This is a genomic window from Ramlibacter agri, assembly GCF_012927085.1.
GTDB classification, from domain to species: domain Bacteria; phylum Pseudomonadota; class Gammaproteobacteria; order Burkholderiales; family Burkholderiaceae_C; genus Ramlibacter; species Ramlibacter agri.
The window spans coordinates 591,456-605,653 of sequence record NZ_JABBFX010000001.1 but is presented as its reverse complement, the minus strand read 5'-3'; the positions used below and the strand labels follow the sequence as shown (position 1 = coordinate 605,653).

Genomic DNA, 14,198 nt, shown 5'->3' with positions numbered 1-14,198 from the left:
TTACTTGGTCTCGAAGGTGGTCGCGCCGTCCCAGCTCGGGTCGAAAGGCAGCAACCTCATCGACGTTACACGTTCGGAGTACAGCTCGTAAAGGTACTTTTGCGCATTCATCCGCTGGAGGTTCAGGAGTTGAAGGTCGCATTGGTCCCAGTCCTGGGCCCGGTAGGCCTTGAGGAAGGCGTTCCAGGTCTTGAGCTCGTCCGCCGTCGCGCGGTCCAGGCTGTCGGCCGGGCCCAGCGGGTAGAAGATGCCCACCGCCTGCTCCTTGCCCTTCACGCGCACGCGATCGAGTTCGAGCCAGGCGAACTCCGGCGCCAGCTTGCGGGTCGTCTCGCTCACCACGATGTCGACGCCGTAGACCTTGGACAGGCCTTCCAGCCGCGAGCCCAGGTTCACCGCGTCGCCGATCACCGTGTAGGCGCGGCGGATGTCGGAGCCCATGTCGCCCACGCACATGGTGCCGGTGTTGAGGCCCACGCCGACGCCGATCTCCGGGATGCCCTTGCTGCGGTTCTCGGCGTTGATCTCCTGCACCGCCCGCGACATCTCCACCGCGGACTTCACCGCCAGCGTGGCGTGGTTGGGGGTTTCGACCGGCGCGCCCCAGAACGCCATGACGCAGTCGCCCATGTACTTGTCGATGGTCCCGCGGTTCTGGCCGCGGATGATGTCCGTGAGGCGGTTGAAGACTTCGTTCAGCAGCTCCTGCAGCTGCGTCGGCTCCATCTTCTCGGACATCTTGGTGAAGCCCCGCATGTCGCAGAACATCACCGTGAGCTCCTTGTTGGCCGCCTTCATCGAATAGCTTTCCGGGTCCTTCACCATCTCGTCCACCAGCTCCGGGGGGACGTAGGTGCCGAACAGGTTGGCCAGCTCGCGCTTGCTGCGGCTTTCGACGAAGTAGCCATAGCTCATGTTCAGCGCGAAGGCCGCGCCCGCCATGGCCAGGGCGGCCGCCAGCGGCAGCGCCCACATGTAGCTGAAATAGAGCCAGTAGTTGAGGGCCAGGATGGCCGTCCCGATGGCCAGGCTCAGGACCACGGCGCGGGTCGCCGAGAGCAGCGGCAGCAGGATGGCCAGCGTGAGGCCGGCCACCACCAGGATCACCAGGTCGTAGCCCAGGGACCAGTCCGGCTTGATCGGGATGCGGTCGTCCATCAGGCCCGAGATCAGGTTGGCGTGCGTCTCGACGCCGGCATAAGCCTCGCCCACCGGCGTCACCCGCAGGTCCAGGAGGCCGGGCGCGGTGGTGCCCACCAGCACGATCTTGCCCTTCAGGCTGTCCGCCGGCAGGCGCTTGGACAGCACGTCGGACGCCGACACGTAGCGGTAGGAGCCGCCTTCGACACCACCGGGCCCGCGGAAAGGGACCAGCGTGGTCACGCCCTCGGCCACCGGGATGCGCCGCACGCGTTCGCCCAGGCGCAGCCGGATGTGGTCCAGGCCCTGGTAGTTGCGCCCGGCCAGGCTCTCCTGCGCGAAGCCGGGTTCCACCACCGGCGAGCCGATCATCATGCGGAACATCGCCAGCGCCAGCGATTCGTAGTACTTGTCCTGGTACTCCGCCACCAGCGGCACGGCGCGCACCACGCCGTCCTTGTCCACCATGGGATTGAAGAAGCCCGCGATGGGCGCCGCGTCGGCCAGCTGCTGGATGTTGGAGCCGTAGCCGGTCCAGTGGGTGAACTTGATCGGGCGGCCATGCAGCGCCTCGGGCCCCATCACCGGCTTGGGCAGCACGCCGCTGGTGCGGCCGCGCGGGTCGGTGGTGAAGTAGTAGCCCAGGACCACCGGGCGGTCCTTCAGCGCGCGCGCGAAGGAGGCGTCGTAGTCCAGGGTGGACTGCAGCTGCTGCAGCTTCTCGCCGAAGGCCGGCTGCTCCTTCAGTTCCGATTGCGCCAGCTGGCGCAGCCGCTTGAGGCCCGAGCTGTCGTCCGGCTCGGCGAACACCACGTCGAAACCGAGGATGGCGATCTTCTGCCGGTCGAACAGTTCATCGACCAGGTCGGCGAGCCGGTTGCGGCCCCAGGGCCAGCGCCCCACTTCCGCCAGGCTCTTCTCGTCGATGTCGACGATGACGACACGGTCGTCCAGCGTGCGCGGCATCGAGGCGCGCAGCCGGGCGTCGTAGATGATGTTGTCCAGGCGCTGCAGCACGCCGATGGGCAGGATGTCCATCGCGTGCAGCAGGGCGAACATCAGCGGCACGAGCGTGATCGCGATGCGTGGCCAGTGCTTGGACAGCAAGCTTCAACCTCCCACGGGGGGCGGAGCGGACGGTGGAAAAGGCGGGCCTCAGCCCGCCTGCAGGAATTGCATCTGGGTGCCGGCCAGTTCCAGCATGTCCCCGTTCTTCAGCGTCACCGGCTCGGGCCCGATCGCCGCGCCATTGAGCGTCGGCTTGTTCGCGCCTTCCACGTGCGCCACGACGAAGCCGTGGGCGCGCTTGGTGATGGCGGCGACGGCCACGCCCGGCTTGCCGATGGTGGTGACCACCTTGACCAGGGGCACCTCGCGGCCGGCGGCCGCGCCGGACAGCACCTTGATGCTGGCGTTCATGGCGGCCATCTCGGCATGCACCGGGCCGCTCATGCTCGCGCCGGCCGGGGCCGGGGCGCCAGTTGCAGCGGGTGCGCCGGCCGGGGCTGGCGCGGGCTTGGCCGGCATGGGCGGCACCATGCCCGGCTTCATGATCATCGTCTTCTCGAACGTGGCGCCGGGCGCCTCGTTGATGAACTTGATCTTGTACTTGCCGATCTCCACCGTGTCGTTGTTCTGCAACAACTGCTTCTTCACGGCCTTGCCGTTCACGTAGGTGCCGTTCGTGGAATTCAGGTCTTCGAGGTAGACCTCGTTGCCCGTCAACTGCAGCACCGCGTGCTCGCCGCTGACGGCGAGGTTGTCGATGACGATGTCGTTGTACGGCCTCCGTCCCAGCGTCGTACGGTCCTTCGTCAGCTGCACTTCCTTGATGACGACACCGTCGATCGAGACGATCATTTTCGGCATGTCGACTCCTGTGATCCCTTTTTGATACTGCCTAGTTTGTCAGCATGGCTATTGTCCCAGCCAGCGGGAAATCAAGCCACGCTTTTTGGAGCCGCTGTTGGCTTGAGCCAGCAGCACCGAAATATTGTCCCGTCCTCCATTCGCGTTCGCCGCGTCGATCAGTTGCCCCGCCTTCTGGTCCAGGGGGATCTCCGCCGCCACGATGCGCGCGATGGCCTCGTCGTCCAGCATATCCGACAGGCCGTCGGAGCACATGAGATAAAGGTCGCCCGCTTCCACCTTGTGCTCGTTCACTTCGAGCAGCACGGCATCCTCGACGCCCAGGGCGCGCGTGACGAGGTTCTTGTTGGTGGAGGTCGCGGCCTGCTCCGGAGTGATCAGGCCGGCGTCCATCTGCTCCTGCAGCAGCGAGTGGTCCTTGGTGATCTGCTCCAGCGAGCCATGGCGCAGGCGGTAGCAGCGCGAGTCGCCGATGTGACCGAGCATGAGGCGGCCGTCCTGGAACACGCCCACGACGAGTGTGGTGCCCATGCCGCTGTACTGCGGGTTGGAATTGGCGGCGTTGAAGATGGAACGGTTCGCGTTGTCGACGCAGATCTCCATCGCCCGGCGCACCTCGCGTGCGTTGGCGTGCCGGCCCGCCTGCGCGAGCCAGCGACCGAGTTCCGACTTGATGAACGTGGTCGCCATCCCGCTGGCGATCTCGCCGGCGTTGTAGCCCCCCATGCCGTCCGCCAGGATGCCCAGGCGGGTCGGCTCGTCGAAGGTGACGGAATCCTCGTTGTTCTCGCGCGCCAGACCGGGGTCGGTGCGGAGGCAAAACTCGTAGTTCATAAAGGTCGCGCGGATCAAGGCTCCTGGCCAGTCTTGCCACCGCCGTCCTGGGGGTTCGCCCCGGGCCTGTTCATCACGGAAGTCTTGTCGAACTGCGGCGCCGCTGAGTCTTTCTGGACGGCATCATAGCCGGGCATGGCCGATGCCGGCACGGTCGCAGCAAAAGCGGGTTGCGTTTCCGCGAATGTCGCCCCCAGTCCGGACGGACTGCCGGGCGCGCGGTCGAAGGCCATCACGACCGTCTTGTCCCCCGCGTCGTCGGTGGCGGCCGGCCGCCAGGTCTGGGTGGCCTCGGCCGCGGCGGTGGTGACGATCGGCTGGACGGTCGCCATGGCCGGCTGGGCGGCGGCGACTGCCGGGCCCCCGGCCAGCATGGCGGCCACCGCCTTCAGGTCCTGGGCCAGGCTTTCGCCGTCCTGGTAGCGCAGCTCCGGCTTCTTGGCCAGGGCACGCGCGACGACGGCAGCCAGTTGCGGCGGCAGGTCCGGGCGCAACATGCGCAGCTCGGGCGCCTCCTCGTTGGCGATCTTGTACATCAGCTCCGCCATCGAGTCGCCGCGGAAGGGCAGCACGCCGGTGAGCATCTGGAACAGCATGACGCCCAGCGAGTACAGGTCCGAGCGGCCATCGACCTTCTTGCCGGCGATCTGCTCCGGCGACATGAAGCTGGGCGTGCCCAGTACCAGGCCCGTCTTGGTCTTGCTGGAGTCGGTGATGCGCGCGATGCCGAAGTCCGTCACCTTCACGGTGTCGGTGCCGAGCTCGTACATGATGTTGGCCGGCTTGATGTCGCGGTGCACGACGTTCTGCCGGTGCGCATAGGCCAGCGCCTCCGCCACCCGGGCGACGATGGACAGCACCTTGGGCACCGGCAGCAGGTTGCCGTCCTTGCAGTGATCCACCAGGTCGCGGCCCTTGAGGAACTCCATCGCGATGTAGGCCAGGTCGTGTTCCTCGCCGGCATCGAAGATGGTCACGATGTTCTGATGCTGCAGGCGGCCCGCGGTCTCGGCTTCGCGGAAGAAGCGCTCGCGCGCATCGGTGAGCTCCTCGCCCTCGAACTCCTGCGACAGGGCCATCGTCTTGATGGCCACCACGCGGCCGATCTTGGGATCGCGGCCCTGGTAGACGACGCCCATGGCGCCCTTGCCCAGCTCCTTCTCGACCTGGTAGCGGCCCAGCATCGGTTTTTCGACCGCGCCGCCATCCAGCAGCATGGTGCCGCCAGGATGGCTGCCACCGCCGCCGAGGATGACCGTCTCCGACAGGTTCTTGGCCCGCGTGAGCTTGGACTCGAGGTCCTTGTACTTCGGGTTGAAGCTGGCCATGTGCTCGTACACCGCCTGCGCCTTGTTGAACTGGCGCTTGCGCTCGAAGTCCAGCGCCAGGTTGTACAGGTTGGCCATGACCTCGTCGTTCAGCGGCACGCGGCGGAAGCGGTCGAAGGCCATGTCCAGCTGGCCCTGGCCTTGCAGCGCCAGGCCCATCATGCGGTTGGTCTCGGCGGACTCTTCATCGGCCTTCACCTTGCCGGCTTCGGTGACGAGGAAGCGCTTGGTGGTCAGCGCCAGGTGCCCGATCAGCAGCACCGCCGCCGGCAGGACCAACTGCAGCCAGACGCCGGAGCTGGAAAGCATCGCGTACTCGGCGCCCACCAGCACCACGAAGGCGCCGGCGGTCACGGCGCCGGCCATGCCGGCCGACAGGCGCGGCAGCAGGAAGACGATGTACCCGGCCACCAGCAGCAGCGCCGCGGCCATCAGGCCGTGGCCCCACGCCGGCTGCACGATGAAGTGTTCCGACAGGATGCTGGAGGTGGTCTGGGCCAGGAGCTCCACCGGCGTCATGCCGCTGTAGCCCGGCGTCGGGAAGGAGCTGCCCAGGCCGGCGGCCGTGGGGCCGATCAGCACGATCTTGTCGGCGTACTTGGAGGCCGGGATCTTGCCGCTCAGCACGTCGTAGAAGGAATCGATCGCGAAGGGGAACTTGCCATCGCGCACCTTGTAGAACTGCGGGCGCATGTGCGCCATGTCGTCGGTCTTCACCCGCAGCTTCCCGAGCTGCACCGACTCGCCGGCGTTCAGGCGGATGTCGCCCGGGCCGAGGTTGAGGCTCTTCGCGGCTGCCAGCAGCGCCAGCGAGGGCACGGCCTTGCCGTAGTAGTTGACCAGCAGCGGCTCGGAGCGGACCGTGCCGTCGGCGTCATTGAGCTGGTTCAGGTGGCCGACGCCGGCCGCCGCATTGGCGATGGCGTCCAGCGGCTGCTGCGTGCTGACGGTGGGCTCGGAGTAGCCCTTGTTCTCGTCCAGCGCGGACTTGAGCGCAGCGGGCGGCAGCGGCTTGTCCGGCCGTCCCTGCGGCTCGCCCAGCACGAACACCGAAGGCGTCAGCACGTTGCCGGCCTTCTGCATGCTGGCGGCAAGCTTGGCGTCGGTATCGAGCGCCTGCTCGGCGTCCGCGATGATCTTGCCGGCATCGGTGGCATCGCCCGGCAGCGCCTGCTTGATCTTGCGGATCCAGGGCAGGCCGCGGTCCACCTGCGGCTCGAAGAAGAACACCGTGTTGACGATGGTCTTGGCCTTGGCGGCGGAAAGCTTGTCGATCAGTTCGGCCTGCACGTCGCGCGGCCACGGCCAGCGCCCGATGTTGGCGAGGCTCTGGTCGTCGATGGCGATGATCGCGATCTTGTCACTGGGCTGGCGGCTGCTTTGCGTGCTGGCGTAGTCGTAGAAGCGGCGGTCGAGGGTGGCGAAGAGATCGGTGGACCAGTGCAGGACCAGCACCGCGACGACGACGAGCACGCCCACGAACCAGTCGGTGCGCCAGAACTTGCCACGCGTGGCGGATGACGAAGTGCTCACAATGCAGCCCCTTGCCCGGCTTGGCCGGGACGCCCCTTGAAGTTAACCGACAGCAACGTCCCCGTACACCTCCAAAGGGCGCAGGACTCCAGGCGGGTGACGGTAGCAGAGGCCTTTCGTACCCACAAGCGACTTTCGCACGCTGGGCCTACATTCTGTTGCAATCGTGCATGCGGGCACGAAAAAGCCGGCGGCCCTGGCGGGCGGCCGGCTTGTTCGCGAGGCTAGAAGCCGCTTACAGCATGGCCTTCAGCAGCTTGCCCATCTCCGACGGGTTGCGCGTCACCTTGAATCCGCACTCCTCCATGATGGCGAGCTTGGCGTCGGCGGTGTCGGCGCCGCCGGAGATCAGCGCGCCGGCGTGGCCCATGCGCTTGCCGGGGGGCGCCGTGACGCCGGCGATGAAGCCCACGATCGGCTTCTTCATGTTGTCCTTGCACCAGCGGGCGGCGTCCGCCTCGTCGGGGCCGCCGATCTCGCCGATCATGATGACGGCGTCGGTGTCCGGATCGTCGTTGAAGGCCTTCATCACGTCGATGTGCTTCAGGCCGTTGATCGGGTCGCCACCGATGCCGACGGCGGACGACTGGCCGATGCCCAGCTCGGTGAGCTGCGCCACGGCTTCATACGTCAGCGTGCCGGAACGCGACACCACGCCGATGCGGCCCTTCTTGTGGATGTGGCCGGGCATGATGCCGATCTTGATCTCGTCGGGCGTGATCAGGCCAGGGCAGTTGGGGCCCAGCAGCAGCGTCTTCTTGCCGCCCTTGGCTTCCTTGGCCTTCATCTTGTTGCGCACTTCCAGCATGTCCCGCACCGGGATGCCTTCGGTGATGCAGATGGCCAGGTCCAGGTCGGCTTCGACCGCCTCCCAGATGGCCGCAGCAGCGCCCGCCGGCGGCACGTAGATCACGGACACGGTCGCACCGGTCTGCGTGGCGGCTTCCTTCACCGATGCGTAGATCGGGATGTTGAAGATGGACTCGCCCGCCTTCTTGGGGTTCACGCCGGCCACGAAGCAGTTCTTGCCGTTCGCGTATTCCTGGCACTTCTCGGTGTGGAACTGGCCGGTCTTGCCCGTGATGCCCTGGGTGATGACCTTGGTGTCCTTGTTGATGTAGATCGACATGTCTGTTTACCTCAGGCCTTCTTCACAGCGGCGACGACTTTTTGCGCGGCTTCCGCCATCGTGTCCGCGCTGATGATCGGCAGGCCGCTCTCGGCCAGCATCTTCTTGCCCAGTTCCTCGTTGGTGCCCTTCATGCGCACGACGAGCGGGACGTTCAGGTTCACGGCCTTGCAGGCGGTGATGACGCCGGTGGCGATGGTGTCGCACTTCATGATGCCGCCGAAGATGTTGACCAGGATGGCCTCGACCTTCTTGTTCTTCAGCATGATCTTGAAGGCTTCGGTCACCTTCTCGGGGGTGGCGCCGCCGCCCACGTCGAGGAAGTTGGCCGGCTCGGCGCCGAACAGCTTGATGGTGTCCATGGTCGCCATGGCCAGGCCCGCGCCGTTCACCAGGCAGCCGATGTTGCCGTCCAGCGAGATGTAGGCCAGGTCGAACTTGGAGGCTTCGATTTCGGCCGGGTCTTCTTCGTCCAGGTCACGCAGGGCCACGATCTCGGGGTGGCGGAACAGCGCGTTGGAGTCGAAGTTGAACTTGGCGTCCAGGGCGACGACCTTGCCCTTGGAGTCGCGGTTCAACGGGTTGATTTCCACCAGGGACGCGTCCGTGTCCATGTAGCACTTGTAGAGCTTCTGGCAGATGTCGACGAACTGCGCCATCGAGTCGGCCGGCATGCCGATGCCCTTGCCCAGTTCTTCGCCCAGGGCCTGCGTGAAGCCAACCAGCGGGTCGACGAAGATCTTGACGATCTTCTCGGGAGTGGAGTGGGCCACTTCCTCGATGTCCATGCCGCCTTCGCTGGAGGCGATGAAGGCCACCTTCTGCGTGCCGCGGTCGGTCACGGCGGACAGGTAGTACTCCTTCTGGATGTCCGCGCCGTCCTCGATGTAGAGGCGACGGACCTTCTGGCCTTCGGGGCCGGTCTGGTGCGTCTTCAGCTGCATGCCCAGGATCTGGCCGGCCAGCGCCTTGACGTCGTCCACGGTCTTGGCGACCTTGACGCCGCCGCCCTTGCCGCGGCCGCCGGCGTGGATCTGCGCCTTCACGACCCACACCGGGCCGCCCAGCTTCTGGGCGGCTTCGACGGCTTCCTGCACGGTAAACGCCGGGATGCCGCGCGGAACGGGCACGCCGAAGTTGCGCAAGATCTCCTTGCCTTGATACTCGTGAATCTTCATTGAGGTGTTCTCTCGAGAGTCTGAAAATCGGGGGGTGGCAGCGGCTCAGGCGGGGCGCATTGTCCAGGCCGGGCGCGGTGCGCGGGGGTTCAAATGTATCATGCTGCAATGCACAACAATCCAGCAGGGTTTAGAGTGCGTTTCAGCAGTCATTTCAGGAACGAGCATGCCCAAGGTCTTCATTGACGGCGAGGCCGGCACCACCGGCCTGCAGATCCGCGAACGGCTGGCCGCGATGCCCCAGATCGAGCTGGTCAGCATCGCGCCCGAGAAGCGCAAGGACCCGGCCGCCAAGCGCGAGCTGATGGCGGGCGTGGACCTGGTCATCTTCTGCCTGCACGACGACGCCGCCCGCGAGTCGGCCGCGATGATCGAAGAGATCGGCCGGGCCGGCGGGAAGAAGCCGCGCATCATCGACGCCTCGACGGCGCACCGCACCGCCGAGGGCTGGGTGTTCGGCTTCCCCGAGCTGGCCCCGGGCCAGCGCGAGGCCGTCATCAAGGCCGAACGGGTCAGCAACCCCGGCTGCTACGCCACCGGGGCCATTGCGCTGCTGCGCCCCCTGGTGGACGCCGGCGTGCTGCCGAACGACTACCCCGTGGTGCTGCCTTCGGTGAGCGGCTATTCGGGCGGCGGCCGCACGATGATCGAGGCCTACGAGTCCGGCAGTGCGCCGGCCTACGAGGTCTACGCGCTGGGCCTGAAGCACAAGCACCTGCCGGAGATCATGAAGTACACCGGCATGGTCCGCCGGCCGCTGTTCATCCCCGCCGTGGGCAATTTCCGCCAGGGCATGCTGGTGGAGTTGCCGCTGCACCTGAACACCTTGCCCGGCAAGCCGACGCCGCAGGACCTGGAGTCGGTGCTGCGCCGCCACTACCAGGGCAGCGAATGGGTGACCGTGCAGGAGCCCACCGCCGACGGCAAGCTGGATCCGCTGGCGCTGAACGACACCAACAAGATGGAGCTGCGCGTGTACCACAACATGGACTACGCGCATGCCGTGCTGGTCGCCCGGCTGGACAACCTGGGCAAGGGCGCCAGCGGCGCGGCAGTGCAGAACCTGAAGCTGATGCTGGGGCTCTGAGGCAGGTCAGGAAGCCGCGCGGCGGGCAAGCTCTTCGCGCACCCGGGCTATCACCGGCGCCCAGTCGCCCGTACCGTCCTGCCGGAACAGGCGGGCGCTCGGATACCAGGGCGAATCCTCGCGATGCAACAGCCAGCGCCAGTCGGCGCGCTGCGCCAGCAGCACCCACGTCGGCAGGCCCAGCGCGCCCGCGAGGTGGGCGCCGCTGGTGCAGACCGTGATCACAAGGTCCATCTCGGCGGCCAGCGCCGCCGAATCGCTGAAGGTCTTCAGGTCCTCGCCGAAGTGGCGCAGCTCGCGCCATTCGCGCAACGCCGCCTGGTCGCGCGGCTGCACCACGTTCAGCAGGCTCACGAATTCGACGCCGGGCACGGCCAGTCCACGGAACTGCGCCAGCGGCATCGAGCGGTTGTGGTCGTTCTTCTGCGCCGGGTTGCCGGACCAGACCACGCCCACGCGCAAGCCCCGACGCGGGCCCAGCTGCCCGGCCCAGGCGCTGCGACGCTGGGCGTCGGCGTGCAGGTAGGGCACGGCCGCCGGCAAGGTCTCCAGCGTCGTTCCCAGCGCCAGCGGCAGGCTCATGATCGGGCACTGGAAGTCGAAGGGCGGCAGCGCTTCCAGCTTGCTGCCCACCACGCAGTTCGGCGATACCGTGGCGACCAGCCCCACCAGGGGTTCCGGCACCCACACCAGCACGCGCGCGCCAGCCTGCTCCAAGGCGGGCACGAAGCGGATGAACTGCAGCACGTCGCCATAGCCCTGCTCGGGATAGAGCAGGATGGACTTGCCGCGCAGCGGCTGCCCGGTCCACAGCGGTTCGCGGAAGGGGTGGCGCTGCAGCGCCACGCCGATGTCCGCCGTGCGCCAGCGCGCCTCGAAGGCGGGCCAACCCTCCTGCATGCGGCCGGCCAGCAGGTGGCCGAAGCCGTAGTCCCATTCGACCCGGGCGTCGCCCGGGTAGGCGGCCTTCAGGCGCTCCAGGCTTGCCAGCGCCTCCGGCTCGCGCTGCGCGTACAGCAGCAGCATCGAGCGCATGTAGAGCGCGTTGCGGTGCGCCGGCTCCAGGCCAAGAGCCCGGTCCAGCGAGGCGATGGCCTCGTCGTAGCGCTTGAGGCGGTCGAGCGCGACGGCGTGGTTGGCCCAGGCATCGGCCCACTCCGGCGCCGCCGCCACGGCCTGCGCATAAGCTTCGGCAGCTTCGGCAAAACGCTGCAGGCGGAACAGGCCGTTGGCCCGCGTGTAGGCCACGTAGGCGTGTCCGGGGGCCAGCTGCTGCGCCCGGTCCAGCACGGGCAGGGCTTCGGCGTCGTGACCGAGGGCCTGCAGGGCCTGCGCATGCACGAAGTGCGCGCTCCAGTCCTCGGGCGCCCGCTCGCTCCACGCCCTGGCGCTTTGCAGCGCATCCGCGTGGCGTCCGAGTTGCAGCAGCATGCGGGCGCGGCCGCCCAGGGCGTCGACCAGGTCCGGGGCGTGGCGGCTCGCGCGCTCGTAGGCGTCCAGCGCCGCCGGTGCATCGCCCAGCTGCTCGCAGGCCACGCCCAGGTCCTTCCATGCAAAGCCGAAGTCGGCGCGGGCGTCGACGGCGCGGCGATGGCTCGCGCGGGCCTCCGCCCAATCGCCGCGGGCGGCGTGGGCCTGCCCGAGCAGGTAGTGCGCATCGGCGCCGCCGCCCAGCGCAACGGCCTTCTCGAGGCTGTCGCGGGCGACATCGAGCTGGCCCTGCTCCAGCAGCACGTAGCCGAGGTTCAGGTGCGCCATGGCATCGCCGGGCGCCTGCCTCACGGCGGCGCGGTAGTGCTTGCCGGCCGCCGCCAGGTCACCCGCGGCCAGCGCGGCGTTGCCTGCCTGCAGGTGCGCAGCCTGGGATTCGGGCGTGGGCGTGGGCGTGGGCGTGGGCGCCGGCACCGGCGGCGTGTTGCGGCCCAGCAGCCGGCCGAAAAGTGCTCGCATCAGCGGGCCTCCCCGGTTCGCCGCTGCTGCACCAGCGCGGCGAGCTCGCCGCGCACGCGCGCCAGCACCGGGGGCCAGCCGTCCGCGTCCTGCTGCCGCAGCAGGCGCGCGCTCGGATACCAGGGCGAGTCTTCGCGCTCCAGCATCCAGCGCCAGTCCGGCGAGCGGGGCAGCAGGATCCACAGCGGCCTGCCGAGCGCGCCGGCCAGGTGCGCCACGCTGGTATCGACAGTGATCACGAGGTCCAGCGCATTCAGCAGGGCCGCGGTGTCGTTGAAATCGCGCAGCTCCGCGCCGGCCGGCGCGAGGCCGGCCCAGTCCCGCAGCACCGCCTGGTCGCTCTCGCGCACCTCGGGCTGCAGGCTGACGAAGCGGACGCCAGGAGTTTCCAGCGCGCGCATGGCATGCAGCGGAATGGAGCGCCGGCGGTCATCGCCATGGCCCGGGTTGCCGGACCAGACCAGGCCGACCCGCAGGTCGCCACTGCCATCGTCCAGCCGCGCCCGCCAGGCCTCGGCACGCGTGGCGTCGTGGGGCAGGTAGGGGACCGCTCGCGGCAAGTCCTGTTCGCCGGAGCCGAACGCCAGCGGCAGGCTCATGAGCGGGCAGTACCAGTCGAACCGCGGCAGCGGCGCTCCTGGGGGGACCACCACGCAATTGGCGGGCAGCCCCGCCTGCTGCACGAGCGAGTGGACGCCCAGCGAGACGTGCACCAGCACGGACGCCGCGCGCGCCGCCACCAGCGGCACGTAGCGCAGGAACTGGATGGTGTCGCCGAAACCCTGTTCGGCAAACAACAGGATGGTGCTGCCGGAAATGTCCTCTGCGCCGGTCCAGCGCGGTCGGCCGAAGTCGGGCAGCGGTGCCTGGTTCTTGCGGCTCGATGTATGCCAGCGCCATTCATGCTCCACCCAGCCCGCCTGGAAGTCGCCCGCCAGCAGCAAGGCGTTGGCGAGCTGCCAGTGCAGGTTGGCGTCCTGCGGATGGTGCGCCAGTCCGGCGCGGGCGGCGGCGGCGGCTTCCTCGAGGCGATCGAGGTCGAGCATCACGGCAGCGCGGGTGGAGTGCACAGCTTGGTGACCGGGCTGCGAGGCCAGGGCCTGCTCCAGCAGGGACAGCGCTTCTTCCTCGCGGTGCAGCGCGCGCAGCGAGTTCGCGGCCTGCACGAAGACATCCGGGTCCGGGCCGCCGAGCGCCACGGCGCGCTCGAAGGAACGCAGCGCGGCTTCGTGCTCGCCGGTGGCCTGCTGGGCCTCGCCGCGCAGGAACCAGGCCGCGGGCTGGTCCGGCGCCTGCGCCAGCACCTCGTCCAGCAGCTTTCCGGCTTCGTGCGCACGGCCCAGGGCAACCAGCTCCTGCGCCTGCAGCAGCGTCCCTTCGGCCGGCCGCAAGGCGGCCAGGCGGCGGCTGTAGCCGAGCGCCTCTTCGTGGCGGCCGGCCTGGTGCAACAGCCGCACGGCCGCTTCCAGCGGTTCGGCGAATGCGGCCTGCGCGGAGGCCGCGGCCTCGAAGGCGGCCAGTGCCGCATCCGGCGCGCCCAGCTGCTGGTGCGCGCGTCCGAGCAGGAACTGCGCTTCGTGCACGAAGGTGTCGCCAGGACGCCGCAGCGCGAGCGCCTGCTGCAGGCTCTCCGCCGCCGGGGCGCCTGCGCCCTGTTCCAGCAACACGAACCCGAGGTTGACACGGGCCAGCGGGTCGGCCGGTTCGGCCTGCACGGCTTCGCGGTAGCAGCGCCCGGCCTCGGCCAGGTCGCCCTTCGCGAGGGCCTCGTTGCCGCGCGCCTTCCAGTCGGGGGGAGCAGGCGGCGCCGGCGCGAAGAAGGAGGTGACGTTGCGCAGCCAGGCCATCACAGCCGGAACGTGAGCCACTCCGTCAGCTGCTTCGCGTACTCGGGCGGGCAGCCGCCGTCCTTCAGCTTCCAGAGGAAGGCGTTGGCCAGGCGCGCCTTCTTGTAGAAGTTCAGGCGTTCGCGGGTGCGGAAATCGCGCGCGTTGCGGTCCACGCGCACCAGCACCTTTTCGGCCTTCGCCGTGAACTTGGCATCGCGCTTGTCCATCGAGCCGCGCAGCTGCGACAGGATGAAATCAGCTTGCTCCTGGGCGAACTGCTGCGCCGGTGCCGTTGCGAACCACTTGAACATGTTGGGGGAC

At 68.3% G+C, this 14,198-nt stretch carries 10 protein-coding genes; 1 reads left to right on the top strand and 9 read right to left on the bottom strand.

Annotation, left to right across the window (positions count from 1 at the left end; all coding sequences use genetic code 11):
* The 6 genes from HHL11_RS02955 to sucC form a co-directional block, all read right to left on the bottom strand.
* Entirely contained in the window at positions 1 to 2,199 is a 2,199-nt protein-coding gene (locus HHL11_RS02955) for a CHASE2 domain-containing protein (RefSeq protein WP_169419891.1), read from the bottom strand.
* Positions 2,200 to 2,295: 96 nt separating this feature from the next.
* Positions 2,296 to 3,009 carry an FHA domain-containing protein gene (locus tag HHL11_RS02950; RefSeq protein ID WP_169416953.1) on the bottom strand — a complete coding sequence of 238 codons (714 nt, stop codon included), beginning with the start codon at positions 3,007 to 3,009 and terminating at the stop codon, positions 2,296 to 2,298.
* A gap of 48 nt (positions 3,010 to 3,057) precedes the next feature.
* Positions 3,058 to 3,843, bottom strand: coding sequence for a Stp1/IreP family PP2C-type Ser/Thr phosphatase (locus HHL11_RS02945; RefSeq protein ID WP_169419890.1), 786 nt, complete (start codon positions 3,841 to 3,843; stop codon positions 3,058 to 3,060).
* Between the two features lie 14 nt (positions 3,844 to 3,857).
* Positions 3,858 to 6,704 (bottom strand): protein kinase domain-containing protein, encoded by a 2,847-nt coding sequence (locus tag HHL11_RS02940; RefSeq protein WP_169416952.1) that lies wholly within the window; start codon positions 6,702 to 6,704, stop codon positions 3,858 to 3,860.
* Between the two features lie 235 nt (positions 6,705 to 6,939).
* A complete protein-coding gene (gene sucD, locus HHL11_RS02935) occupies positions 6,940 to 7,833 on the bottom strand; it encodes a succinate--CoA ligase subunit alpha (protein WP_169416951.1) in 894 nt (297 codons plus the stop codon).
* A gap of 11 nt (positions 7,834 to 7,844) precedes the next feature.
* The gene (sucC, locus tag HHL11_RS02930) at positions 7,845 to 9,011 is read right to left on the bottom strand and encodes an ADP-forming succinate--CoA ligase subunit beta (RefSeq protein WP_169416950.1); all 1,167 of its coding nucleotides are present in this window, start codon (positions 9,009 to 9,011) and stop codon (positions 7,845 to 7,847) included.
* A 166-nt stretch (positions 9,012 to 9,177) separates the two neighbouring features.
* On the opposite strand from sucC, the gene argC reads away from it, so the two are divergent.
* Positions 9,178 to 10,098, top strand: a complete 921-nt coding sequence (argC, locus tag HHL11_RS02925; RefSeq protein WP_169416949.1) for an N-acetyl-gamma-glutamyl-phosphate reductase — start codon at positions 9,178 to 9,180, stop codon at positions 10,096 to 10,098.
* A 6-nt stretch (positions 10,099 to 10,104) separates the two neighbouring features.
* Here the strand turns inward: argC and HHL11_RS02920 are convergent, their stop codons facing one another.
* Genes HHL11_RS02920 through HHL11_RS02910 form a run of 3 tightly spaced genes read right to left on the bottom strand, consistent with a single transcriptional unit; the run spans position 10,105 to position 14,188 of the window.
* Positions 10,105 to 12,048, bottom strand: coding sequence for a tetratricopeptide repeat protein (locus HHL11_RS02920; protein ID WP_169416948.1), 1,944 nt, complete (start codon positions 12,046 to 12,048; stop codon positions 10,105 to 10,107).
* Positions 12,048 to 13,895 (bottom strand): tetratricopeptide repeat protein, encoded by a 1,848-nt coding sequence (locus tag HHL11_RS02915; protein WP_169416947.1) that lies wholly within the window; start codon positions 13,893 to 13,895, stop codon positions 12,048 to 12,050. The genes HHL11_RS02920 and HHL11_RS02915 overlap by 1 nt, the downstream gene beginning before the upstream one ends.
* Positions 13,895 to 14,188, bottom strand: a complete 294-nt coding sequence (locus HHL11_RS02910) for a hypothetical protein (protein ID WP_169416946.1) — start codon at positions 14,186 to 14,188, stop codon at positions 13,895 to 13,897. The genes HHL11_RS02915 and HHL11_RS02910 overlap by 1 nt, the downstream gene beginning before the upstream one ends.
* Positions 14,189 to 14,198 lie beyond the last annotated feature (10 nt).

What these genes read in the sequence shown, in the direction of transcription:
- HHL11_RS02945 (WP_169419890.1), bottom strand. Translation starts at nt 3,843, where the DNA reads ATGAACTACGAGTTTTGCCTCCGCACCGACCCCGGTCTGGCGCGCGAG.
- HHL11_RS02920 (WP_169416948.1), bottom strand. Translation starts at nt 12,048, where the DNA reads ATGCGAGCACTTTTCGGCCGGCTGCTGGGCCGCAACACGCCGCCGGTG.
- sucD (WP_169416951.1), bottom strand. Translation starts at nt 7,833, where the DNA reads ATGTCGATCTACATCAACAAGGACACCAAGGTCATCACCCAGGGCATC.
- HHL11_RS02910 (WP_169416946.1), bottom strand. Translation starts at nt 14,188, where the DNA reads ATGTTCAAGTGGTTCGCAACGGCACCGGCGCAGCAGTTCGCCCAGGAG.
- HHL11_RS02955 (WP_169419891.1), bottom strand. Translation starts at nt 2,199, where the DNA reads ATGTTCGCCCTGCTGCACGCGATGGACATCCTGCCCATCGGCGTGCTG.
- HHL11_RS02950 (WP_169416953.1), bottom strand. Translation starts at nt 3,009, where the DNA reads ATGCCGAAAATGATCGTCTCGATCGACGGTGTCGTCATCAAGGAAGTG.
- sucC (WP_169416950.1), bottom strand. Translation starts at nt 9,011, where the DNA reads ATGAAGATTCACGAGTATCAAGGCAAGGAGATCTTGCGCAACTTCGGC.
- HHL11_RS02915 (WP_169416947.1), bottom strand. Translation starts at nt 13,895, where the DNA reads ATGGCCTGGCTGCGCAACGTCACCTCCTTCTTCGCGCCGGCGCCGCCT.
- argC (WP_169416949.1), top strand. Translation starts at nt 9,178, where the DNA reads ATGCCCAAGGTCTTCATTGACGGCGAGGCCGGCACCACCGGCCTGCAG.